This window comes from Spongiactinospora sp. TRM90649 (genome assembly GCF_029382225.1).
In the GTDB taxonomy this organism is placed as follows: Bacteria; Actinomycetota; Actinomycetes; order Streptosporangiales; family Streptosporangiaceae; genus Spongiactinospora.
Window position 1 is genome coordinate 126,020 of record NZ_JARLTC010000002.1, and the last position, 20,569, is coordinate 146,588.

Below are 20,569 nucleotides of genomic sequence, written 5' to 3' on the forward strand. Positions count from 1 at the left end.
GAAACGTTTCAGTCAGAGGAACGTTCGACTATACGGCGGGCCACCTTGCGGTGCGCCGCCGAGTCGACCACCCGTTCGGCCTTGGCCGCGTCGGCCACCGGAGCGCGTTCCAGGAAGCCGCGGGCCGACTTGAGGGTCAGCAGGCGGCGGACCGACTCGTCGAGCCGCCGCTCCGGAATGCGGCCGGACTTGACGGCCTTGAGGACCGCGGCGTGCGCGCGGGGCAGGTCGGGCGGCATGAGCAGCAGGTCGGCCCCGGCCAGGATCGCCCGGACCGCCACCTCGCCGTCGCCGTACTTCTTGCGGACCCCCGCCATGTCGAGCGCGTCGGTGGAGATGACGCCCTTGAAGCCGAGCTTGTCGCGGAGCAGGCCGGTGAGGATGGGCTTGGACAGCGTGGACGGGTCGCCCGAGGGGTCGAGCTTCGGCATCACCACGTGGGCGCTCATCACGGCGTCCACTCCCGCGTCGATGGCCGCCTTGAACGGCGGGGCGTCGAGCCGCCGCCACTGCGCCGGGGAGTGCTTGATCACAGGCAGCCCGGTGTGGCTGTCCACGTTCGTGTCGCCGTGACCGGGGAAGTGCTTGGCCGTCGAGGCCACCCCCGCCTTGTGGAAGCCCTTGACCGCCGCCGCCACCATGCCGGCGACCTTCTGCGGGTCGGACCCGTAGGCGCGCGGCCCGATGACCGGGTTGCGCGGATTGATGTTGACGTCGGCCACCGGGGCGAAGTCGAGGTTGATGCCGAGTGCGCGCAGTTCGGTGCCGGTGACCTCGGCCGCCTGCCTGGCCAGGGCGGGATCGCCGGTGCGGCCGATCACCGAGGCTGCCGGGATCTTGGTGACCAGCGGCGCGAGCCGGGACACCGGGCCGTTCTCCTGGTCGGCGGCGACGACCAGCGGGACGGCGGGCGACGACCGCTGCAGGCCGTTGGTCAGCGCCACGATCTGCCCGACGCTCTTCACGTTTCCCGCCCAAGGGAAGAGGATCACACCGCCCGGCCGGTACTTCTTGATCACCTTGGCGGGCGTGGGCGTGCCGTACCTGCTCTGGTTCTCCGGCGAGGAGGCGTCGGCCCCCGCGCCCCACAGCACGGGCACGAAGAGCTGCCCGACCTTGTCGGGCAGGCTCATCCCGGCCAGGGTGCGCTCGACCGGGGAACTGGCCGGCGTGGGCGAGGCGGCGCCGGTCGCACTCGCCCCCACGGGCTCGGCCGGCGGCGCGCCGGTGGTCGTCGCGGTCGTCGCGGTCGTCGCGGTCGTCGCCGAAGCCGAGGCCGGGGACACCCCGCCCGCCTGCCCCGAGGTGCCGCAACCCGTCGCGCCACCTGCGAAAAGGGCTGCCACACCCAGCAGGCTCGCCGTACGCATCAACCTGACCATGCGACCCACGCTATCCGGTGGGCGGCCCTTCACAAGCTGACGCGCATGGAGACGGCGCCGTCAGAGGGCCGTCAGAGGGCCGTCAGAGGGCCAGATCGGCCAGGCCCGGCAGCAGCGCGCGCGCCGCCGCACGGGCCTCCTTCGCCGACCCCGCCGCCCGCGCGGCCTCCGCCGCCTGCCCGCACTGCGCCCAGGTGTGCCTGGCGAGCACCGCCCGGACGGCGGGCAGCGCCGCCGCCCCCATCGACAGCGAGGTCACCCCGAGCCCCACCAGCACGCACGCCAGCGCCGGATCGCCCGCCGCCTCCCCGCACACCCCGCACGGCCTGCCGCCCGCCGCCGCACCCGTGGCGGCGGCGTGCACCAGGTCGAGCAGCGCGGGCTGCCAGGGATCCTGCAGCGCGCCCAGCGAGCCGAGCTGGCGGTCGGCGGCGAACGTGTACTGGGCCAGGTCGTTGGTGCCGATGGAGACGAAGTCCACGGCGGCGGCCAGGGCGGCGGCGCGCAGCGCGGCCGACGGGATCTCGATCATCACGCCGGTCTCTGGCAGGCCGGCCGTCCGGCAGGCCGCGGCGAACCACTCGGCCTCCTCACGGGTGGCCACCATCGGGGCCATCACGCCGAGCCGGGCGGGCGCGCCGTCGGCCGCCCTGGCCAGCGCGGCGAGCTGGGTCTCCAGTACCCGCGGGTGGGTCCGCGCCAGGCGCAGCCCGCGCTCGCCGAGCGCCGGGTTGGGTTCCGCGCCGGGCGGGGGCAGGAACGCGAGCGGTTTGTCGGCTCCCGCGTCGATGGTCCGGACGATCACCCGGCCGCCGGGGAAGGCGTCGAGGACCTCGCGGTAGGCGGCGTACTGCTCGTCCTCGCCCGGTGCGTCCTCGCGGTCGAGGAACAGCAGCTCGGTGCGGTAGAGGCCGACGCCCTCGGCGTCGTGTTCCAGGGCGGCGGCCAGGTCGGCGGGGCCGCCGATGTTGGCCAGCAGCGGCACGGGCCGGCCGTCGGCGGTCGTGCCCGGCCCGGTGGCCTCGGCGAGCGCGGCGTTCCTGGCGTCGCCGGCCGTGCGCGCGGCCTCGATGTCGGCGGGCGACGGGGACAGGGTGACCACGCCGGTCGTGCCGTCCACCAGCGCCCGGACGCCCTCGGCGATCCCGGTCGCCCCCGGGCAGGCCACCACGGCGGGCACGCCCATGGCGCGGGCCAGGATGGCCGTGTGGCTGGTCGGCCCGCCCTCCTCGGTCACCAACGCGGCGACGGTGTCGCGGGACAGCAGCGCGGTGTCCGCCGGGGCCAGGTCGCGGGCCACCAGCACGTACGGCCCGCCCGCCCGATCAGGCGGGCCAGGCAGGTCGATCCCCGAGAGGACGGCGACCGCGCGGTCGCGGACGTCGTCGAGGTCGGCCGCGCGGCCCGCCAGGTAGCCGCCCGCCGCGACCAGCGCGGCCCGGTATGTGCCGAAGGACTCGTAGACGGCGCGGGCGCCCGCCGTGCCGGAGTCGACCAGCGCGTCCACCGCCTCGGCGAGGGCGGGGTCGCGGGCCATCATGGTCTGGGCGGCCAGCACGTCGCGGGCCTCGGGGAAGGCCGAGCGCCCGCGCGCGGTGAGGTCGGCCGCGACCTGTTCGAGCGCGGCGTGCACGCGGGCCCGCTCCGCGACGGCGTCGCCATCGTGGCGAGCGCCCCGGGGCGGCTCGGGCACGCTGTCGGCCAGCACATGGACCGGGCCGTGGCCGACTCCCGGGCTGACGCCCGTGCCGGTCAGCGCGCCGGGCCCCTCGGCCGGCACGACGCTCAGGGCGCCCCGGCGATGGCGGCCAGGGTGTCGAGCACCTCGTCCGCCCCCTCGCCGTCGGCCTGGATCACGATGGTCTCGCCCTGGCGCACGTCGAGGGCGAGGACCGACAGGATGCTCTTGGCGTTCACCGGCGGCCCGCCCAGCTTGCCCACGGTGACGTCCACGCTCGCCTTGGCGGCCGTCTGCACGAACGTCGCGGCGGGACGGGCGTGCAGCCCGACCTCGGCCACGACGGCGACCCTGCGCTCTGCCACATTTCCTCCAGATCGGTGTGTTATCGCGGGCCGTCCCCGGACGGGCCGGGGGGCCATTCGACGGTGGTGAAGTCGGCGACCACCAGGTCGGCGCCGGTCAGCTCCACGTGCGGGTGAGTGGTCGCCACCCCCACGCAGGTCATGCCCGCCGCCTTGGCGGCGGCGATCCCGGCCACCGAGTCCTCGAAGACGACGCATCGCCCGGGCAACGTGGACAGCAGCGCGGCTCCCATCAGGAAGCCGGACGGATCGGGCTTGCCGATCTCGACGTCCTCGGCCGTCACCAGGGTCTGGACGTAGTCGCGCACCCCGACCTCGCGCAGCCGGCCCTCCGCCCACCGGCGGCCGGCCGAGGTGACCACGGCGATCGGCGAACCGTGCTCGACGACGCGCCGGACCAGTTCCACCGCCCCGGGCACCGGCACGATGGCGGGCAGCCCGGGATGCTCCTCGTAGGTGAACACCTCGGCGATCAGGTCGGGCACGCTCCGGCCGGGGAAGAGGCCGAGCATCTCCGACAGCACGTCCTTGCCGCGCCTGCCCATGAACCGGCGCAGCAGCGCGTCGTCGTACGGCACGTCGTTGTTGACGAAGAGCCGTTCCCAGATCGCGACGTTGCGCGGCTCGGTGTTGATCAGAGTTCCGTCGAGATCGAAGATCGCGGCCTTCATGCTCGCTTTCCTGGTCGAATCAGGCACAGGGGAGTCAAACCCATTCGAACAGGGCGTCTCCCGCCTCGATCCTGCCATGAGCCCTCGGGACGACCGCCTCCGAGGGGGCGTCGAGGGCCACCACCGGGCAGACCGGCGAGCGCCCGCTCGCCTCGACCGCCGCGGGGTTCCAGGCCACGACCGGCTCCCCCGCCCCGATCCGCAGCCCCTCGGTGGCGAGCACCCGGAAGCCCTCCCCTTTGAGCTGGACGGTGTCGATGCCGAGATGGACGAGCACGCCCCGGCCGTCGTCACCGACGATCACGAAGGCGTGCGGGTGTAATTTCATGATCTTGCCGCTGATCGGCGCGACGGACACGACAGGCTCGCGGGGCGGATCGATCGCCAGGCCCGGACCGACCATCCCCGCCGAGAAGACGGGGTCGGGGACGGCCGAGAGCGGGGCGGCCATGCCCCCCACCGGCGCACGAACGGTGGTGCTCATGGCAGCCCCTCAGCCCTTCGTCAGCCGAGCCTGGGAGGGTCACCCGGCGATGCCCTCGATGAGTTCCTCGATGTCGCTGGCGATCGTGTCCGCCTCCGGCCCGACGACCACCTGGACGATGTTGCCCGCCGCCATGACGCCATGGGCCCCGGCCGCGCGCAGCACCGCCTGGTTCACCTTCGTCGCGTCGTGGACCTCCGTGCGCAATCGGGTGATGCACGGCTCGATCTCGATGATGTTCTCAGCACCACCCAGACCAGCGATGATCGCCCCGGCGTCTGCCGCCATGACAGCCCTCCTCAGTGTCCGTGACCAGGCTAAACGAAGCCACCCGGCAGAGCCGTGAGCACGGCGGGGTCACTTAGTCGGTCTGTGTGACCTTGTTGAGGCCGCGCGGTGCGTCCGGGTCGATCCCCAGCCTGCGGGCAAGTGCCTCGGTGAGCAACTGGCCGGGCACGATCAGTCCGAGGGGGGACACCCACTCCGGCAGATCCGGGCCGTTCAGCGCCGCCGTCGCGGCGGTGGCCAGGCCGGTGCCACCGCCGACGCCGTAGGCCGCCGCGCCCGCGCCGGTCACCCGCTCGGCCAGCGCGATCGTGCCGGGCAGGGTCGGGCCCTCGCCCGCCGCGATCAGGATGGCGGGGGTGTCCTCGTCCACCACGGCGATCGGGCCGTGCAGCAGGTCGGCGTAGGAAAGGCCCATGGCGTGCAGATAACAGGCCTCCTTCAGCTTCAGCGCGGTCTCAAGCGCGGTGGAGAACGCCAGGCCGCGGCCGGAGACGACCACGCCGGGCTTGCCGGCCAGGCCCTCGACGACGGCTTCGAGGTCGCCCGGGTCCTCGATCAGCTTCTCCACGGCGTCCGGCACCCGGTCGAGGTCACTGGGGTTCACGTCGGCGCCGAGCCCCAGCGCCAGCACGGCCAGGGCGGCGAGCTGCGTGGTGTAGGTCTTGGTGGCGGGGACCGCCTTCTCCTCGCCCGCCTCGGTGCACAGCGCGAGGTCGGCGCCCTGGGCCAGGGGGCTCGACGGGCCGCCGTTGGTGATCGCGACCGTCTTGGCCCCGCAGGCGCGCGCCCAGGCCTGGGTCTCGACGATCTCCTCGGTCCTGCCGGACTGGGACAGCGCGACGGCGAGCACGCCCTCCAGGTCCACCTTGCTCTTGTAGGTGGTGGCGATGCTCGGCGCGGCCAGCGTGGCCAGCCGTCCGGTGCGGGCCTCGGTCAGGTAGCGCCCGTAGACGGCCGCGTTGTCGGAGGTGCCGCGCGCGATGAAGAGCAGTTGCCTGGTCTCCCTCGCCAGCGCCGCCACCTCGGCGATCCGCGGCAGAAGCGAGTCGAGCGTGGCTCGCAGCGCCGCGGGCTGCTCACCGATCTCCCTGCGCATCAAGGTCGTCATCTTCCGCCCTGTCCCCTTCAGCCTCGCTGAATCCGTGGCGAGATCGGCCTGTTATCGATCCGTCGCCGGGTCACACGTTGACACCCATTTCCGACGTGTGGTCTAGTCCGGACTAGACCAGTACGAACCATAACTCATGCTCCCTCGCAGATCGAGGGGAGGGATCGTGGCAGAGATCGACCCGGACAGTCCGGTGCCGAAGTACTTTCAGCTCCGCGAGATCCTCCTCGACCTGATCGAGAACAACGAGCTGCCGATCGGCGCCGCCATCCCCTCCGAGCGGGAGCTGTGCCAGCGGTTCGGACTGTCACGCATGACGGTACGGCAGGCCGTCGACCACCTCGTCTCCGAGGGGCGGTTGCACCGGGTCGCGGGCAAGGGCACCTTCGTGGCCCGGCCGAAGATCGAGATGGCGATCCGTCTCACGTCCTTCAGTGACGACATGCGCGCCCGCGGCCTGGAGCCCGGGTCCCGCGACCTCGACCGGCGGATCGTGCGGGCCAGCGCCCATCTGGCCCGCGAACTGGGCATCCAGCCGGGTGACGAGGTTCACTTCATCGAACGGCTGCGCACGGCCGACGGCGAGCCGCTGAGCATCGACCGGTCGCACATCCCGGTCTCGCTCGCGCCCGACCTCTCCGCCCACGACCTCGCCAACCGCTCGCTCTACAGCCTGCTGGAATCCCGCTACGGGCTCATCCTGGACGGCGGCGAGCTGACCATCGACGGGGGCATCGCCGATCCGGGCGACGCCGACCTGCTCAAGCTTCCGAGGGGCGGCGCCGTGCTGTTGCTCCAGCGCCGCTCCTTCGCCGGCGGCGTCTGCGCCGAACTCGGGGTCTCCACCTACCGCGCCGACCGCTACCAGCTCCGCACCGTGCTCGAAATCCCGCAACGGCGCGGCTGACTCCTCCCCCATCCTTCCCCAGGAGGAATCCCGATGAGTTCCACCTCAGACGCGGGCCTCCCCGCGCCGCCCAGGTCACCCTCCGCAGTGATGGGCGTGCTGTCCCGTATCGGCCGCTCGCTCATGCTGCCGATCGCGGCCCTGCCCGCCGCGGCGCTGCTCTTCCGCCTCGGGGAGAACGACCTGCTGGGGCGCACGGACAACGTGACGATGGACCAGATCGCGGGGATCGTCGGCGGCGCGGGCCGCGCGCTGTTCGAGGCGCTGCCGCTGCTGTTCGCGGTGGGGGTGGCGATCGGCTTCGCGCGCAAGGCGGACGGCTCGACGGCGCTGGCGGCGGTGGTCGGCTATCTGGTCTTCGACCGCATCACCAAGCTGATGTTCTTCCAGTCGGATCTGAAGGACCAGGTGTCGCAGAAGGTCGTGGGCGCGAACGGCGTCGCCACCGACACCATCAATCTGGCCGCCGAGAACCCCACCCGGGTGCTCGGCGGGATCCTCATCGGGGTCGTCACCGCGCTGCTCTGGCAGCGGTATTACCGGACCAAACTGCCCGCCTGGCTGGCGTTCTTCGGTGGACGTAGGTTCGTACCGATTTTGACGGCCCTCGCAGCACTTGTCCTTGGTGTCATTTTTGGCCTGATCTGGCCACCCATCGGCGACGCCCTGCGCGAGTTCGGCGACTGGCTGGCCGCCAATTCGACCCTCGGCGCGGGTCTTTACGGACTGTTCAATCGTTTCCTGATCCCCCTTGGTCTGCACCACTTCCTGAATTCCATCGTGTGGTTCACGATCCCCGAGTGCCAGGCCGGCGTGGAGGGCACCGTCACGAACGCGGCGGGCGACCTGAACTGCTACTTCGCCGGACACGTGGGCTCCGGCGAGTTCATGGCCGGGTTCTTCCCGGTCATGATGTTCGGCCTCCCCGCCGCCGCCCTGGCGATCTGGCGTGCCGCGCCGCCGCACCGGCGGGCGAGCGTCGGCAGCATCATGTTCTCGGCCGCACTGGTCTCCTTCGTCACGGGCATCACCGAGCCGATCGAGTTCGCGTTCATCTTCGTGGCTCCGGCGCTGTTCATCGCGCACGCCGTACTGACCGGTCTGTCCATGGCGATCACCGCGGCCATGGACGGCTGGCTCGGCTTCGGCTTCTCGGCGGGCCTGATCGACGCGGTGCTCAACCTGCCGAAGGCCAACACGAACAACTACTGGCTGATCATGGGCCTCGGACTGATATACGGGGTCGTGTACTATGCGATCTTCAGTTTCCTGATCAGGAAACTGAACATAATGACCCCCGGCCGGGAACCCGATCCAGAGGCGGCCGACACCCGAGAACCGGCGGCGGCGACGGCGGAGCCGCCTCCAGAGAAACGCGCCGCCCCCTGACCCTCGGCCTCCGGGGAATTCTCACAGCAGTGGTCAACGAACGCCGCACCGGCAGAGCCGGTGCGGCGTTCAACTGAATCCGCCGCATTTAACGATACGATGAATGGCCGCGCATAAACGCCCACACCATCCCGGCCGAATAGCGTTCAAATATTCAACGTATTCATGCGAGCCGGTATACCCCGTCGCGAAGGCGAGCCGCCCCACAGCGCACGGTGATCGCCGGATCCGGTAGCCCGCCGGCGACGCTGCGCCATTCCCGCATGACGGCGGCCCCGGCCGGGAGAAATCGAATACGCACGGTGAATGCGTGGGATCTGGGCGGCGCGACATGGCCCGCCGATATGGCTAAAGACGGCATAAAGACAATGGCGACGATTCCCGCACTCGCGAGTTAGGCTTTGGCCCGTTCACGACTCCGGCACTTCCAATAACAAAAGGCGGCCGGCGGAACTCCCACTGCCGGGCCCCACTCAATGGAGGCGGAATCAATGCAGGGACAGGTCAAGAAGGCAATCTCCGCGATGATCGCCCTCGCGTCCGCGGCGGCGATCACCCTCTCGTCGGCCGGGACCGCGACGGCGGCGAGTTCCACGACGACCACGCGGCCCGCGGCGGCCAAGACCACTGCCACCGTGCCATCACTGCGCGCCTTCGGGATCAGCGGTGACGGAAAACTGATGGCCACCTTCCTCACCGACGATCCTGGGGAGCTCAACTGGGTCAGGCGGATCAGCGGGCTCGTCGGCGACACCGCCGCGATCGGAATCGACTTCCGCGTGCAGGACGGCAAGTTCTACACCGTCGGTAACCGCGGCGGCATCTACACGATCACCTTGCCGACCGGTAGCTCCGACGTGATCGTCACCAAGGTCTCCCAGCTCAGCGTGGGACTGCGGGGCACCTACTTCGGCGTGGACTTCAACCCCGCCGCCGACCGGCTGCGCGTGGTCAGCGACACCGGCCAGAACCTGCGGCACAACCTCGCGACGAACACCACGGAATCCGACCCGGCCCTGAACACCGGTCCGTGCGCCCCGGCGGTCACCGGCATCACCGCCGCCGCCTACACCAACAACGACCTCAGCGGCGCGACCGGGACCACGCTGTTCGACATCAACACGAGCACCGATGAGGTCGTCCTGCAGTCACCGGCCAACCTCGGCCTGCTGGCCACGGTCGGCGCGCTGGGCGTGGCCGCCGACGCCAACGCGGGCCTCGACATCTACAGCGACCTGAGCGGCGGCAAGACCGTCTCCAACGCGGCCTTCGCCACCCTCGTCGTCCCCAACGGCGACGCCACGCTCAACTCGGTCGACGTCCTCACCGGCGCCGCCACCCCGATCGGCGACCCGTTCCCGATCGCCATCACCGACATCGCCCTCGCCCTCGACACCAACTGACCCAAGCCGACACCACCTTCGAACAACCGCTGAACCACCCTTGAACCACCGCGCCCGCGCCGGTCCCACCGGCGCGGGCGTTCTGCCGCCCGCCGGTCGTGTACAAGTGGCAGAGACACGCACTTGCACCAGTGCCGCCGGCCACGGGCCCGCTCAGCGGCGCTGGAACTCCGCCAGCCAGCAGTTGACGGTGGGGGCGTCGGGGTTGGGCAGGCTCTCGACGCTCACGGCTCCGAGGCCGTCGTCCGCGAACGACTCGACCTCGGAGCGGACCAGCGGCCACGGCGGGCCCTGGACGTGCGCCGTCGCGGGGTCGTCGGCGGTCGCCACCACGACGAGCGTGCCGCCCGGCCCCACCATGCGCCGCACGTTCGCGATGGCCTCGGGGCGCACCTCACGGGGCAGCGCCTGCACGGTGTAGACCTCCACGACGAGGTCGAACGCCCCCTGCCACTCCGCAGGAGGGGCCAGCAGATCGGCCACCACATACCGCACGGCCGAGGCGGGGAACCGCGCCCGCGCGGTGCGGACGGCGGTCGGGGACACGTCGAACGCGTCCGTGGTGTACCCGAGCGAGCAGACGTACTCGGCGTCGTGCCCGAGGCCGCAGCCGACCACCAGCGCCCGCCGTCCGGCGCCGTCCGCGTCCCGCTCCCTGGCCCAGCGGGCCAGCAACGGCCGCGGCCCCGCCCGGTCCCACGGCATCGTCACCGCCCCGCGCTCCCCCGCCGCGTAGAGCCGCTCGAACCACCCCGTCGGATCCCCTTCGGCCAGCGACTCGGCCGCGAGCCGATCCGCCTCCTCGTCCCAGCCCGCAGGGCCACCCGCTCGCGCATTCATCATGCGGGCCACCCTGACGCCCCGCCACCCCGAATTCAATAGCCGATTCGGGGCGTCAGGGGACCGATTCGAGCTGAGCGACGGCGCCGCTACCGCGCGTTCTCGGCGGGCAACGCCGGCGCGTCCTCCAGGGGCGTCTCGTCGGCCGGTTCGTCGTCGGTGGCCTGCTGGTCGAGGGGGTGGGCGAGCTCGTCGGCGGGCATCCGCGCCAGCACGATCGCCAGGATTGCGATGGGCAGCGGGATGAGGCCCGCGATGATGAAGGTCGCGTTGAGGCCGAGCACGGAGCTGACCGGGCCCGCGAGGGCCATGGAGATCGGCATGAAGACCAGCGAGACGAAGAAGTCGAGGCTCGACACCCGGCCGAGCAGGGCGGGCGGCACCCGGCGCTGCAACAGCGTGCCCCAGATCACCATCGGGGCGTTGAACAGCGCGCCGAGCGCGAACGCGGCCAGCACGATCACCCACACGTTGCCCGCCACGCCGATCAGCACGAACGGGAGACAGGCGACCCCCCAGGTCAGGTTCATCACCGTCAGGTAGCGCCTGGGCATCCGCCGCGACGCCATCACCAGCGAGGACAGTGCGCCGCTGATGCCGAAGGCGGCCATCACGATCGCGTGCTCGCGCGGCCCGCCGCCCGCGCCGTCCTTCACCGCGAACGGGATGAGGACCTCCATCGGCCCCATGATGACCAGGATCATCAGCGAGGCGAACAGCAGCGTGGCCAGCAGCCAGGGCGTCTTGAGCATGTAGACGAAGCCCTCGCGGATGTCGGCCAGCATCGACACGACGGGATGCCGCGCCTGCCCGCCGTCCTGACCGTCCTGTTCGCGTTCGGCGCGCAGTGCGACCGGCCGCATCAGCACCAGGAAGACCGTCGCCACGACCTGCGAGAGCGCCCCCACGCTCAACGCCAGGCCCGGCGAGTGGGCCGCCACCATGAGGCTGGCGATCGCGGGCCCCGCCGCCTGCATGATCACCGGCCGCAGCATGTTCTCGACGCCGTTGGCCGCCATCAGATTGTCGGCCGGGACGATCGCGGGCAGCATCGCGGAGTAGGCCGGGAAGTAGAACCCGCTGCCGATGCCCCGGACCAGCGCGATCAGCGCGAGGTGCCAGACCTCGATCACCCCGGACATCGCGAGCACCGCCCCGAGAACGGCCGCGCTCGCCAGGATCAGCTCGGTGGTCAGCAGGATGCGCCGCTGCGGCACCCGGTCGGCGATGGCCCCGCCGAGCAGGACGGTGACCACCATGCCCACGGCCGTGCCGGTGGTGACGAGCGACAGCTCCCCGGCTTTGCCGCCGAGCGCGATCACCTGCCAGACCATGGCCATCAGCCACAGTCCCTCACCGAACATGGAAGCGGTCAGCGACCCGACGAGCATTCGATACTGGCCGTGCTGGAACGGCTGGAGCGGCCCACGCAGCCAGCGCGACCCCGCGGCTTCAGCGACGGTCGGTTCGGACATGTCAGGTGCCTCCAAGCACGGCTAGAGCTGCGAACGATCGGCACCAAGGTAGACCCGGCCACTGACAGATTGTCATCCGTTGTCCCGCGCGATCCACCGAATATCTCCCCGGGGTCAGCGTGGTGTGGGCAGCGGGGCGTCCGGGGTGAAGTGCTGGTCGTCGAGGTGCGCGACGGCGTAGTCGATGGCGCCGGTGACCACGCACTCGTCGCCCAGCGTCGAGGCGCGCAGGTCGGGCAGGCGCATGCAGGCGCGTTCCAGGCGCGCGCGCAGCGGCGGCAGCAGTACGTCGGCCGAGCGGGAGAACCCGCCGCCCAGCACGACGACCTGCGGGTCGAGCAGGAGCACCATCGCGCTGGTGCCGACGGCAAGGTCCTCGACGTACTGCTCGACCGCCGCCAGGGCCACCGGGTCGCCCGCGCGGGCGGCGGCCAGGGTGTAGCCGGCGGCGTCCGCGGGCGGGGTGCCCTCGGGGATGATCGCGCAGTTCTGCAGGTGGTCGGACGCGTCGAACAACTGCGCCTGCGGCAGCATGGCGATCTCGCCGGCCGCCGCGCCGAACCCGCGGTGCACCTTGCCGTCGATGATGACCGCCGCGCCCATCCGGCGGCCGACGTGCAGGAACACCACGTCGTCGACGTCGCGTGCGGCCCCGCGCACGGCCTCCGCCCTGGCGGCCAGACGGCTGTCGTTCTCGACGAGCACCTCGCAGGGGAACAGCCGGCGCAGGTGCCCGGCCAGGTCGAACCCGGTCCACGCGGGGATGGCCGCGCAGTACAGGATGCGCCCCTCCGCGGTGATCACGCCGATCGTGCCCGCGGCGAGGATCCAGACGTCCTCGATGGTCTTGCCGCCCAGCGTCAGGCAGCTCGCGACCGCGCGCTCGATCGCGGCCAGCCGCTCGGGAAGGGGGGTGTCCGGCTCCACGGGCTGGCGGGTCTCGGAGAGGATCACGCCGTTCAGGTCCGCCAGGGCGGCCCGGATGTTGTGACCTCCTATGTCGAGCCCCACCAGGTAGCCGCTTCCCGCGCGGAACCGGTAGCGGCGGGCGGGCCTGCCGACCGTGCCCTGCGCGGGCGGGGTCTCCTCCACCCAGCCGAGCGTCATCAGCTCGTCCACGACCTCCTTGGTTGAGGGACGCGACAAGCCGGTCCGCTCGGCCAGGGTCGACAGCGTCAGGGGCCCGGCGGCACGCAGCGCCGCGATCGCGGTCAGGGCGTTGAGCTGCCTGAGTCGTGACAGGTCGCCGCCGCGAAGTGTGGGGGGCATCGTCGTCCTAACGCAGGTCTCCTCGATAAGGCCGAGGCTCATTATGCCAGCCCGTCGAGGTCCGAATGTGATCGAAGTCAGCCATTCCGAGCAAGAATGAGCATTGACCCTCACTCTGGGCCGATGCTAATAATGAAGCGCTCCTTCGTAAAGGGGGTCGGGCCCCACCCACGGCGCGGCCCTCCCGCCGGCGGGCGCCGTCGGTCACACCCGGGAACGCGCCCGGGGCGAGGAGTCTCCTTCATCAGTTCCGAGAGGCCGGTTAATGATCGTCCCCAAGCCCCTGCGACACGAGGCCAGACCGGGCCGCTTCGTCATCGACCGGAGCACCGCGCTCACCGCCGATCCCGCGCTCGGCGAGATCGCCTCCTGGCTGCGCGGGGAACTCAGCCCGGTCACCGGCGGCGAGCTGCTGCCCGGCGGCCCGGGATCGGCGACGATACGGCTCAGGCTGGACGACCTGCCTCCCGGCGCCTACCGGCTGACCGTCACGCCCGACGAGGTCGCGCTCGACGCCGGGTCGGCGGCCGGCGCCTTCTACGGGGCGCAGACGCTGCGCCAGCTCCTGCCGCCCGCCGCCTTCCGCCGGGCGGGCGCCGGCGTGCCACTGGAGCTGCCCGCCGTCCACGTCGAGGACCGCCCCCGCTTCGCCTGGCGCGGCACGATCCTCGACGTGGCCCGGCACTTCATGACCAAGGCGGACGTGCTGCGCTTCATCGACCTGATGGCCATGCACAAGCTGAACGTCCTGCACCTGCACCTGACCGACGACCAGGGCTGGCGCATCGAGATCAAGCGCTACCCGCGCCTCACCGAGATCGGCTCCTGGCGCGAGGAGAGCCAGGTCGGCTGGCTGGGCGAGATGGACGGCCGGCCGCACGGCGGCTTCTACACCCAGGACGACGTCCGCGAGATCGTCGCCTACGCCGCACGCCGTCACATCTCGGTCGTGCCCGAGATCGACCTGCCCGGCCACACCCAGGCGGCCATCGCCGCCTACCCCGAGCTGGGCAACCTCGACACCCCGCTCGGCGTGGGCACCACCTGGGGCGTCGGGCACAACGTGCTCAACGTCGAGGACTCCACGATCGAGTTCTTCAAGAACGTCTTCGACGAGGTGCTCGAACTGTTCCCGGGACCCTACGTGTGCGTAGGCGGGGACGAGTGCCCCAAGGACCAGTGGCGCGCCAGCCCCGCGGCCCGCCGCCGCATCGCCGAGCTGGGGCTGCGCGACGAGGAGGAACTGCAGAGCTGGTTCATCCGCCGCTTCGACGACTACCTGACCGCGCGCGGGCGGCGCCTGGTCGGCTGGGACGAGATCCTGGAGGGCGGGCTCGCCCCCGGCGCGGTGGTGGCCTCCTGGCGGGCCGACCTCGGCGCGGTGGCCGCCGCCCGCGCCGGGCACGACGTCATCAACTGCTCCAACACCGACGTCTACCTGGACTACCGGCAGAGCGAGCGCGACGACGAGCCGATGCCGTTCAGGACCGTGCTCACCCTCGAAGACGTCTACGCCTTCGACCCCGTCCCGCCCGCGCTGCGCGGCGACCCGGCCGCGGAACGGGTCCTGGGCGCGCAGTGCGGCATCTGGACCGAGCTGATCGACTCCACCCGGCACATCGACTACATGGCCTTCCCTCGGCTGGCGGCCTTCGCGGAGACCGTCTGGTCGGGCCCCGAGCGGGACCTCGCCGACTTCCGCCGCCGCCTGGCCGCCCACCTGCCGCGCCTGGACGCGATCGGCGTCGAGTACCGGCGCGAGTCCGGCCCGCTGCCCTGGCAGCGGCGCCCGGGCGTGCCCGGCATGCCCGAGGAGCGCGACGAGTGGCAGGCGACGCTCGACTCCTGGACGGCCAACCTCAGGGACGCGCTGTGACGACGCCGACGACAGGCCGGATCGCCGACCTGTGGCAGCGCACCGTGCCCTGGCGCTGGCTCACGCCGAGCACGCTGCTCATCGCCGCCGTCGTCGGCTTCCCCGCCCTTTACATGGTCTACCTCTCCTTCCTCGACATCACCAGGATCGGGCTGGTCAGGGGGATGGCCGGGCTGGACAACTACGCCAGGCTCCTGCAGGAGGACGCGCTCGGCCCGGTCGTCGGCAACACGCTGCTGTGGCTGGTGATCGTCGTCGGCCTGACCATGCTGCTCTCGCTCGCGCTGGCGCAGTTCCTGTCCAAGCCGTTCTTCGGCCGAAAGTTCGTCCGGCTCGCGCTGGTCGTGCCGTGGGCGACCTCGCTGGTGATGACCGCGACCGTGTGGCGGTTCATCTACGAGGGCGGCAACGGCCTGCTCAACCGCCTGCTGATGGACCTGTCGATCATCTCCGCGCCCGTCGACTGGTACAAGGACCCGGCCACCGCGCTGTACTCGATCATGGCGGTCGGCATCATCACCTCGATGCCGTTCACCACCTACGTGCTGCTGTCCGGGTTGCAGACGGTGCCGCACGAGGTGCTGGAGGCCGCGCGGATGGACGGCGCGAGCGCCTGGGCGACCTGGCGGCGGGTGACGCTGCCGATCCTGCGGCCCTCGCTGATGGTCGCGCTCGTGCTCAACATGCTGCACGTCTTCAACGCGTTCACGGTCATCTGGGTGATCATGGGGAAGACGGCCGGCAACCACGCCGACACGACCGTTACCTGGCTCTACAAGATCGCGTTCACGGCCCAGCTCGACTCGGGCGAGGCGGCGGCGCTCGGCGTGCTCAACGTGGCCTTCCTGCTGCTGCTCATCCTGGTCTTCGTACTGGTCCTGCGCCCTCACCGCGACCCCGCGGCGAGCGACAAGCCCCCCGCGCCCGCCCCGGCCCCCGCGCCTGTCGCCGCGTCGGCGCCTCCCGCCACCGCACCGAACGGCCCGGCCCCCGTCAGGCGGAGCAACCCCACCCTGGTGCGCGCGGGACGCGGATGGGCGCGGATCCGGCCCGTCATGCTCCCGATCATCGGATTCGCGATCGCGCTGTTCTTCCTCGCCCCATACGCCGCGATGCTGCTCGGATCGCTCAAGACCGACGCCGAGCTGTTCGCCGTCCCGGCCGACTACCTGCCCAAGAGCTGGGCGTGGTCCAACTACGCCGACGTCTGGCGGCGCATCCCGCTGGCCGACTACTTCCGGGTCAGCCTGACCATCGCGTTCGTCTCCACGGCGCTGGTGCTGGTCGTCGGCGCGCCCGCCGCCTACGTCCTGGCCCGCTTCAGGTTCAAGGGACGCGCGACGTTCCTCAGCGTGATCCTCGTGACGCAGATGTTCCCCGCCGTCGCGCTGCTCATCGGCCTGTACCGGCAGGCGGTGTTCGTGGACGGCGTGAACAGCTACTTCGTGATCATCGCCATCAACTCGGCCTTCAACCTCGCCTTCGCCGTCTGGATCCTGCACGCCCACTTCGGCTCGATCCCGGTGGAGATCGACGAGGCCGCCATGATGGACGGTCTCGGCAAGTTCCGGATCATGCTGCGCATGATCCTCCCGCTGGCGGCGCCCGGCCTCGCCACCGTGGTGATCTTCACCTTCATCCAGGTGTGGAACGAGTTCGTCATCGCGCTGACGCTCTTCAACGACCCGGCGAGCGGACGGGTGCCGCTCACGGTCGGGGTCCAGCAGTTCGTCGGCCTGTATGAGACCAACTACCAATACCTCTTCGCCGCGGCGCTGATGGCGATCGTGCCCGCGGTGATCTTGTTCGCGTTCATCGAGAAGCATCTGGTCAGCGGCCTCACCGCGGGCAGCACCAAGTGACAACGAGAAAGATCGGTGTGACATGACCCCCACAAGACGACGACGGCTCGGCGGCCTGGCCGCGTTCACCGGCCTCGTGCTCGCGCTGACCGCGTGCGGCGGCGGGTCGGGCGACGCCCAGGGCGGCGGCTCCGGCGGCGGCCAGAACTCCATCAAACTGGTCGTGGCCCAGTACACCGAGGGCACCCGGCCCTACTGGGACGAGCTGATCGCCTCCTTCAAGGCCAAGAACCCCGGCAAGAACGTCGAACTGCAGGTGATCGACTGGGCCAACCTGCAGAGCCAGGTCAACACCATGGTCCAGACGAAGCAGTTCCCCGACATCCTCAACGGCAACGTCTTCGCCGACTACGCCGAGGCCGGGCTGCTGTACAAGGCCGAGGAGGTGGTGTCCAAGGAGGTGCTGTCGGACTTCCTGCCGTCCTTCGCGGAGAACGCCTCCTACGACGGAGTCCAGCACGGCCTGCCGTTCGTGGCCACCGTCAACGGCATGTACTACAACAAGAAGATCCTCAAGGAGGCCGGTCTCGACAAGCCGCCGGCCACCTGGGACGAGCTCCGCACGGCGGCCAAGGCGATCAAGGCCCTGCCCGGCGGGTACGTGCCCTACGCGCTGGCGCTCGGCGCCGAGGCCGGCGGCTACGAGTTCGGCACCTGGCTGCGGGCCAACGGCGGCGACTGGCGCACCGACGGCAAGTGGGCCGTCAACGGCGAACGCGCCGTCGAGACACTGGACTTCCTCAAGGCACTGACCAAGGACGGCTACACCCAGCCGAACCCCGGCCAGACCAACCGCGCCGACGGCACCTGGCCACTGTTCGCCCAGGGCAAGGTCGGTATGGTCTACGCGTCCTTCGGAACGCGGGCCTTCCTCGACCAGGTGGACAAGGCGGACATCGACTACGGCACCGCCCCGTTCCCCACCAACCACGGCGCCGAGCCCGCCACACACGGCATCCAGGACTACCTGATGGCCTTCAAGAAGGACGGCAACCAGGAACTGGTCCGCCAGTTCCTCGACTACTTCTACCAGGCCGACAACTACACCAAGTACCTCAAGGTCGAGGGCCTCCTCCCGACCACCACGTCCGCCTCGGCCCTCATGCGCAAGGACCCCAAGGTGACCCCCATCGTGGACATGGTGGCCAAGGCCCGCTTCGACCCCACCTCAGAACCGGTCTGGGCAGAACTCCGCGGCACCCTCGCCGCCGAACTCGGCGCCACCCTCGCCCCCAACGGCGACACCCGCGCCGCCCTGACCAAGTTCCAACAGATCGCCGAGCGTTCCTAACCCCAAGCGCAGTCCGCTGAGCTGCGGAATCACGATGGGACGGCCCCTCCCGTCCGCCCCGACCAGAGCCGCGCGACCAACGGCCGCGCGGCTCACCCATTTCACCACGACGAGATGGCCCAGCCCTGTCTGGACACTGTACATACTAGTATGTATGGTCTTGGTATGACCGCGACCGGCACCGCCCACGAGCCCCTTACGCACTACGCGAACCTGCTGAAGGTCGCCGCGCAGTTACGCGCGCGCATGCTCACGCCAGTGGAACTGACCGAGACCCTGCTGGCGCGGATCGACGAGGTCGATCCGCTGCTGCGCAGCTACGCCACCGTGACGGCCGACGTCGCCCTCGCCCAAGCCAGGAACGCCGAGGACGAACTGAAAGCGGGCCGGTACCGAGGACCTCTGCACGGCGTGCCGATCGCCGTGAAAGACCTCTGCTTCACCGCCGGTATCGTCACCGCAGCGGGCACCACCATCCACTCTGGACACGTGCCCACCTACGATTCGACGGTGGTTCGGCGTCTATCAGAGGCCGGCGCCGTCCTCCTCGGCAAGCTGCAACTCACCGAGGCCGCGTTCGCCGAACACCACCCGTCCGTCACACCACCCCGCAACCCGTGGAACCCTGATTACTGGTCTGGGGCCTCGTCGAGCGGTTCCGGCGTCGCGGTCGCGGCAGGCCTGGCATTCGGATCCCTGGGCACCGACACCGGCGGCTCGATCCGGTACCCCTCCGCGGCCAACGGCGTCACCGGCATCAAACCCACGTGGGGAAGAGTGAGCAGGCACGGAATCTTCGCACTCGCCGCCAGCCTCGACCACGTCGGTCCGATGGCGCGCTCGGCGGCCGACGCGGGGGCGATCCTGGGAGCGATCGCCGGAGCGGACCCGCACGATCCGACCACGGTCCCCGTGCCGGTCCCCGACTATCTGGCCGGCCTCGGCGACCAGTTGGCTCCGATACGCGTCGGAGTGGACCGCGCCTACAACGAGACACGCGTCGACCCGGCGACCATCGGCATGCTCGATGAGGTCATCGCGGTACTGCGCCACCTCGGCGCGACCATCGTCGAGATCACTCTGCCCGACACCAGCGCCGTCAACGCCATGTGGCCGCGCTACGCCGGGGTCGAGGCCGCGATCGCGCACCAGGCGACCTTTCCGTCGCGAGCCTCGGAATACGGCTCGGCCGACACACCGGGGTCGATCGCCGGACTTATCGCGCACGGTCACACCGTCTCCGCGATCGAGCTGATGGAAGCACACCATCAGCGGCTCGCGTTCACCGGCCGCCTGGCGCGTACGCTGTGCGAAGTGGACGCCCTGCTGACGCCGGTCCAGCCGACCACCAGCCTGACACTCGAACAGAAGGAGGCGGTGTACGGCGACCCCGATGCCCTGACCGACTACCTGCGCTTCGTCACCCCATTCGACATGGCCGGCACACCGACGATCACCTTGCCCGGCGGTCGCGGCGAGGACGACATGCCGCTGGGGTTCCAGTTCGTCGGCCGCCCGTTCGAAGAGCGGCTCCTGATCCGGCTCGGCCACGCCTATCAGCGCGAGACGGGCTGGCACTTGCGGCACCCCGACCTGTGACCCGGCCGCGAGGACAGTGCACCGCATCGCCAGGAGGCGACCATGAAACCGAACGCTCGGGACCGCCTGATCGAGAGCACGCGCCAACTGCTGTGGGAGCGTGGATACGTCGGCACCAGCCCGACCGCGATTCAGCAACGCTCGGGCGTCGGCCAGGGCAGCATGTACCACCACTTCGACGGCAAGCCGGACCTGGTGTTGGCCGCCGAGCGGCGCAGTGCGGAACTCATGCAACGACAGATCGCCGAAGCCCTCACCGGTCCGGGCACCGCGCTCGAACGCATCGCGGCATATCTGGGGCGCGAACGTGATGCACTGCGCGGCTGCAGCGTCGGACGGCTCACCGCCGATCCGGAGGTCATGGCCGACGACACGTTGCGCGCGCCGATCCGGGAAACCTTCGAGGTGCTGCACCACCACCTCCGGCGCACGATCGACGAAGGCGTGGCGGCCGGCGAGCTCGCCGCTGATCTTGACATTGACGAGACCGCTTCCGCCATCGCCGCCGTCATCCAGGGCGGCTACGCCCTCGCCCGCGCGGCGCAGGCGGTCGAGCCCTTCGACCGCGCCGCCAGAGGAGTGCTGTCGCTTCTGCGCGCAAGCGCTCCCCGTACGCACTGAGCGACAGCTTCCACCACCCATCGACACGACCCCATCAACGGTGCCCGGCCCTCTACGAGCT

At 70.8% G+C, this 20,569-nt stretch carries 18 protein-coding genes; 8 read left to right on the top strand and 10 right to left on the bottom strand.

Translation table 11 applies throughout. From position 1 onward, the window contains the following. Positions 1-8 precede the first annotated feature (8 nt). The 7 genes from P3X83_RS00640 to P3X83_RS00670 all read right to left on the bottom strand — a co-directional run bounded on the left by P3X83_RS00640 (position 9) and on the right by P3X83_RS00670 (position 5,976). The gene (locus P3X83_RS00640) at positions 9-1,382 is read right to left on the bottom strand and encodes a glycoside hydrolase family 3 protein (RefSeq protein WP_277303236.1); all 1,374 of its coding nucleotides are present in this window, start codon (positions 1,380-1,382) and stop codon (positions 9-11) included. An 82-nt stretch (positions 1,383-1,464) separates the two neighbouring features. Further along, entirely contained in the window at positions 1,465-3,162 is a 1,698-nt protein-coding gene (gene ptsP / locus P3X83_RS00645) for a phosphoenolpyruvate--protein phosphotransferase (RefSeq protein WP_277303237.1), read from the bottom strand. A 5-nt stretch (positions 3,163-3,167) separates the two neighbouring features. Then, the gene (locus P3X83_RS00650; protein ID WP_277303238.1) at positions 3,168-3,425 is read right to left on the bottom strand and encodes an HPr family phosphocarrier protein; all 258 of its coding nucleotides are present in this window, start codon (positions 3,423-3,425) and stop codon (positions 3,168-3,170) included. 20 nt (positions 3,426-3,445) lie between these two features. After that, complete coding sequence (locus P3X83_RS00655) at positions 3,446-4,096, bottom strand: HAD family phosphatase (RefSeq protein WP_277303239.1); 651 nt, start codon at positions 4,094-4,096, stop codon at positions 3,446-3,448. Positions 4,097-4,130: 34 nt separating this feature from the next. Next, the gene (locus tag P3X83_RS00660) at positions 4,131-4,580 is read right to left on the bottom strand and encodes a PTS glucose transporter subunit IIA (RefSeq protein ID WP_277303240.1); all 450 of its coding nucleotides are present in this window, start codon (positions 4,578-4,580) and stop codon (positions 4,131-4,133) included. A gap of 39 nt (positions 4,581-4,619) precedes the next feature. Next, the gene (locus P3X83_RS00665; RefSeq protein WP_277303241.1) at positions 4,620-4,868 is read right to left on the bottom strand and encodes a glucose PTS transporter subunit EIIB; all 249 of its coding nucleotides are present in this window, start codon (positions 4,866-4,868) and stop codon (positions 4,620-4,622) included. A gap of 73 nt (positions 4,869-4,941) precedes the next feature. Continuing rightward, positions 4,942-5,976 carry an SIS domain-containing protein gene (locus tag P3X83_RS00670; protein WP_277303242.1) on the bottom strand — a complete coding sequence of 345 codons (1,035 nt, stop codon included), beginning with the start codon at positions 5,974-5,976 and terminating at the stop codon, positions 4,942-4,944. 166 nt (positions 5,977-6,142) lie between these two features. On the opposite strand from P3X83_RS00670, the gene P3X83_RS00675 reads away from it, so the two are divergent. The 3 genes from P3X83_RS00675 to P3X83_RS00685 all read left to right on the top strand — a co-directional run bounded on the left by P3X83_RS00675 (position 6,143) and on the right by P3X83_RS00685 (position 9,675). Continuing rightward, the gene (locus P3X83_RS00675) at positions 6,143-6,883 is read left to right on the top strand and encodes a GntR family transcriptional regulator (protein WP_277303243.1); all 741 of its coding nucleotides are present in this window, start codon (positions 6,143-6,145) and stop codon (positions 6,881-6,883) included. 33 nt (positions 6,884-6,916) lie between these two features. Beyond that, the gene (locus P3X83_RS00680) at positions 6,917-8,272 is read left to right on the top strand and encodes a PTS transporter subunit EIIC (RefSeq protein ID WP_277303244.1); all 1,356 of its coding nucleotides are present in this window, start codon (positions 6,917-6,919) and stop codon (positions 8,270-8,272) included. A gap of 491 nt (positions 8,273-8,763) precedes the next feature. Beyond that, positions 8,764-9,675 (top strand): DUF4394 domain-containing protein, encoded by a 912-nt coding sequence (locus P3X83_RS00685; protein ID WP_277303245.1) that lies wholly within the window; start codon positions 8,764-8,766, stop codon positions 9,673-9,675. 153 nt (positions 9,676-9,828) lie between these two features. On the opposite strand, the gene P3X83_RS00690 is transcribed toward P3X83_RS00685, so the two are convergent. The 3 genes from P3X83_RS00690 to P3X83_RS00700 all read right to left on the bottom strand — a co-directional run bounded on the left by P3X83_RS00690 (position 9,829) and on the right by P3X83_RS00700 (position 13,259). Then, entirely contained in the window at positions 9,829-10,518 is a 690-nt protein-coding gene (locus P3X83_RS00690; protein WP_277303246.1) for a class I SAM-dependent methyltransferase, read from the bottom strand. An 86-nt stretch (positions 10,519-10,604) separates the two neighbouring features. After that, positions 10,605-11,990, bottom strand: coding sequence for an MFS transporter (locus tag P3X83_RS00695; RefSeq protein ID WP_277303247.1), 1,386 nt, complete (start codon positions 11,988-11,990; stop codon positions 10,605-10,607). 114 nt (positions 11,991-12,104) lie between these two features. Further along, complete coding sequence (locus P3X83_RS00700; protein ID WP_277303248.1) at positions 12,105-13,259, bottom strand: ROK family transcriptional regulator; 1,155 nt, start codon at positions 13,257-13,259, stop codon at positions 12,105-12,107. A 265-nt stretch (positions 13,260-13,524) separates the two neighbouring features. Between P3X83_RS00700 and P3X83_RS00705 the strand changes: the two genes are divergently transcribed. The 5 genes from P3X83_RS00705 to P3X83_RS00725 all read left to right on the top strand — a co-directional run bounded on the left by P3X83_RS00705 (position 13,525) and on the right by P3X83_RS00725 (position 20,508). Then, positions 13,525-15,135, top strand: a complete 1,611-nt coding sequence (locus P3X83_RS00705; protein ID WP_277303249.1) for a beta-N-acetylhexosaminidase — start codon at positions 13,525-13,527, stop codon at positions 15,133-15,135. Continuing rightward, a complete protein-coding gene (locus P3X83_RS00710; RefSeq protein WP_277303250.1) occupies positions 15,132-16,997 on the top strand; it encodes an ABC transporter permease subunit in 1,866 nt (621 codons plus the stop codon). Before P3X83_RS00705 ends, P3X83_RS00710 begins: the two co-directional genes overlap by 4 nt. A 22-nt stretch (positions 16,998-17,019) precedes the next feature. Continuing rightward, positions 17,020-18,288: an extracellular solute-binding protein gene (locus tag P3X83_RS00715; RefSeq protein WP_277303251.1), complete on the top strand. Its 1,269-nt coding sequence runs from the start codon at positions 17,020-17,022 to the stop codon at positions 18,286-18,288. Positions 18,289-18,453: 165 nt separating this feature from the next. Continuing rightward, the gene (locus tag P3X83_RS00720; protein ID WP_277303252.1) at positions 18,454-19,887 is read left to right on the top strand and encodes an amidase; all 1,434 of its coding nucleotides are present in this window, start codon (positions 18,454-18,456) and stop codon (positions 19,885-19,887) included. A 42-nt stretch (positions 19,888-19,929) separates the two neighbouring features. Further along, positions 19,930-20,508: a TetR/AcrR family transcriptional regulator gene (locus tag P3X83_RS00725; RefSeq protein ID WP_277303253.1), complete on the top strand. Its 579-nt coding sequence runs from the start codon at positions 19,930-19,932 to the stop codon at positions 20,506-20,508. The last annotated feature ends 61 nt before the right edge of the window (positions 20,509-20,569 follow it).

What these genes read in the sequence shown, in the direction of transcription:
- P3X83_RS00715 (WP_277303251.1), top strand. Translation starts at nt 17,020, where the DNA reads ATGACCCCCACAAGACGACGACGGCTCGGCGGCCTGGCCGCGTTCACC.
- P3X83_RS00725 (WP_277303253.1), top strand. Translation starts at nt 19,930, where the DNA reads ATGAAACCGAACGCTCGGGACCGCCTGATCGAGAGCACGCGCCAACTG.
- P3X83_RS00655 (WP_277303239.1), bottom strand. Translation starts at nt 4,096, where the DNA reads ATGAAGGCCGCGATCTTCGATCTCGACGGAACTCTGATCAACACCGAG.
- P3X83_RS00665 (WP_277303241.1), bottom strand. Translation starts at nt 4,868, where the DNA reads ATGGCGGCAGACGCCGGGGCGATCATCGCTGGTCTGGGTGGTGCTGAG.
- P3X83_RS00700 (WP_277303248.1), bottom strand. Translation starts at nt 13,259, where the DNA reads ATGCCCCCCACACTTCGCGGCGGCGACCTGTCACGACTCAGGCAGCTC.
- P3X83_RS00670 (WP_277303242.1), bottom strand. Translation starts at nt 5,976, where the DNA reads ATGACGACCTTGATGCGCAGGGAGATCGGTGAGCAGCCCGCGGCGCTG.
- P3X83_RS00685 (WP_277303245.1), top strand. Translation starts at nt 8,764, where the DNA reads ATGCAGGGACAGGTCAAGAAGGCAATCTCCGCGATGATCGCCCTCGCG.
- P3X83_RS00690 (WP_277303246.1), bottom strand. Translation starts at nt 10,518, where the DNA reads ATGATGAATGCGCGAGCGGGTGGCCCTGCGGGCTGGGACGAGGAGGCG.
- P3X83_RS00720 (WP_277303252.1), top strand. Translation starts at nt 18,454, where the DNA reads ATGACCGCGACCGGCACCGCCCACGAGCCCCTTACGCACTACGCGAAC.
- P3X83_RS00660 (WP_277303240.1), bottom strand. Translation starts at nt 4,580, where the DNA reads ATGAGCACCACCGTTCGTGCGCCGGTGGGGGGCATGGCCGCCCCGCTC.
- P3X83_RS00705 (WP_277303249.1), top strand. Translation starts at nt 13,525, where the DNA reads ATGATCGTCCCCAAGCCCCTGCGACACGAGGCCAGACCGGGCCGCTTC.
- P3X83_RS00640 (WP_277303236.1), bottom strand. Translation starts at nt 1,382, where the DNA reads ATGGTCAGGTTGATGCGTACGGCGAGCCTGCTGGGTGTGGCAGCCCTT.
- P3X83_RS00695 (WP_277303247.1), bottom strand. Translation starts at nt 11,990, where the DNA reads ATGTCCGAACCGACCGTCGCTGAAGCCGCGGGGTCGCGCTGGCTGCGT.
- P3X83_RS00680 (WP_277303244.1), top strand. Translation starts at nt 6,917, where the DNA reads ATGAGTTCCACCTCAGACGCGGGCCTCCCCGCGCCGCCCAGGTCACCC.